Here is a 1724-nt window from a genome sequence, read left to right on the forward strand (position 1 = left end):
GGTTGAGCCGGGGCTGCCGGTCTCGCAGGTGCCAGTGATCCCGGTATGTGGGATCGAAAGGGGTGGCTTCGGGCCGAGGGGGTAATGGTGCAGGTTGCTTCTCGGGCGATGCCTACACCAGTACTCCCTGATCAACCGACCAACTCCACAACCCGTGCGCATGCACGGTAGGTGTGCGGATTTCGGTCTGAGGCACCCCTAGCCCACGGTTGCGGGTCTCGGGTAGGTCCGCGATTTCGATATGTGGGATCACAAGGTTGGTTTCGCGGTGAGAAGGCATTGGTGGCGGGGGCTTCTCGGGTGATGCCGCCACAAGTTCTCAGCAGCAGCTGTCCGAGCGCGTCGACGACGTCCTCGCCGCATCCTCCGTGATCGCAGCCCGCACTGGTTCCACCATGCTGCGGGGAGCCGAGGCCGCCCATGCGACGAAGTCCCGGACGTTGTCCCGGGTTGGCGGCACCCGGCCCGAATATCCAGCGATCGCCGTACTCGTTTATCGACGGCAATCGCCTGTTCGGAACCGTTGGCTTGGGACCGCTGTGCGGTTCTGCATGTCAGGCGACGCTGAGTACGAGCCCTGCGCCAACGATCTCGACGACGCAGTAGAACCAGATCGGATAGAAATGCATCCCACGATCGACCAGCCACGACACGATGCGCCCGCCCGCCATCCCCGCCAACGCGAACCCAACGGTCAGCGCGGCTCCGGTCCGCAAGTCACCGCCGCCGAACGCAGACCAGAACAACACCCCGGCGACCGCTATCCCGAACCCGCCGTACACCGCGCGAATCTCCGCCCGGCTCACCGCCGTTGCCGCCGACAGCCCGAACGGCCGCGCCAGCGCAGCAGGCACACACAGCGCATACAGCCCCATCCCCGCAAACAACACCGCAACAACGCCGAGCGCGACGGTCCTCATCGCCGCCCCGCATCCAACCGCTGCCGCACCTCGCCGTGCACGTCCGGCAGTACCGCACGCACCGCCGCCGTGCCGTGAGCCGCGCGTGCACTGTGTGTGATGAGCGCGTACCGCGTTGCCGGGCGGTGGGCTGTGTGCACGCCGTGTGAGGTGAGTGCGCGCTCCGCCACCAGGTCGTGGGCGGCACGTGCGCCGTGGGAGGTGACCGCGTGCCGTGCCGCTGGGATGTCGGCCACGTGCACGCCGCGATCCGCAACTAGGTTGTCGGCCGCGCGTGCGTTGTGTGAGGTCAGTGCGCGCTGGGTCGCTGGGCGTTGGGGCGCGTGTACACCGTGTGATGCTGGTGCGCGCTGTGTCGCGAGGTCGTGGACTGCCCTTATCGTGGAACGCCTCGGTGACCGCGACGCCACGATCGGTGAGCTTGGCGTCGCCGAATTGCTCGCCGCGCCGGGCCGCTTCGATGTCGGCGGCCCCCAACCGCAAGTCGTCGACCGAACCGGGTTCGGATGCACTGACTTCCGTGCTGCGTGCACGCCCTGTGATGCGCTCGGGCCGCCTGCATCCGTGGTTTCGGCCGCCCTCGGACGTGTCGGATGGACCATCCCCGCGCGTGTCGGATCGACTGACCCCGCGTGTGCCGGATCGACTGACCCCGCGTGTGCCGGATCGACTGACCCCGCGTGTGCCGGATGGACCGATCCCGTATGTGCCGGATGGACCGATCCCGTATGTGCCGGATGGACCGATCCCGTATGTGCCGGATGGACCGATCCCGTATGTGCCGGATGGACCGATCCCGCGTGT

2 protein-coding genes and 1 pseudogene are annotated in these 1724 nt (G+C 67.5%); 1 reads left to right on the forward strand and 2 read right to left on the reverse strand.

The window, feature by feature from the left end; genetic code table 11:
* Window positions 1–554: 554 nt before the first annotated feature.
* Window positions 555–920, reverse strand: a complete 366-nt coding sequence (locus tag ACGFNJ_RS24205) for a DUF4345 domain-containing protein (protein WP_393452292.1) — start codon at window positions 918–920, stop codon at window positions 555–557.
* Window positions 917–1156, reverse strand: a complete 240-nt coding sequence (locus ACGFNJ_RS24210; RefSeq protein ID WP_393452295.1) for a hypothetical protein — start codon at window positions 1154–1156, stop codon at window positions 917–919. The genes ACGFNJ_RS24205 and ACGFNJ_RS24210 overlap by 4 nt, the downstream gene beginning before the upstream one ends.
* A gap of 374 nt (window positions 1157–1530) precedes the next feature.
* Here ACGFNJ_RS24210 and ACGFNJ_RS24215 point away from each other — a divergent pair.
* A pseudogene (locus tag ACGFNJ_RS24215) lies at window positions 1531–1724 on the forward strand (hypothetical protein); the annotation flags it as partial.

Source organism: Nocardia sp. NPDC049149, assembly GCF_043197455.1.
GTDB lineage: Bacteria > Actinomycetota > Actinomycetes > Mycobacteriales > Mycobacteriaceae > Nocardia.

Excerpts from the sequence above, each read along its gene's own strand:
- ACGFNJ_RS24205 (WP_393452292.1), bottom strand. The coding sequence starts at position 920 with ATGAGGACCGTCGCGCTCGGCGTTGTTGCGGTGTTGTTTGCGGGGATG.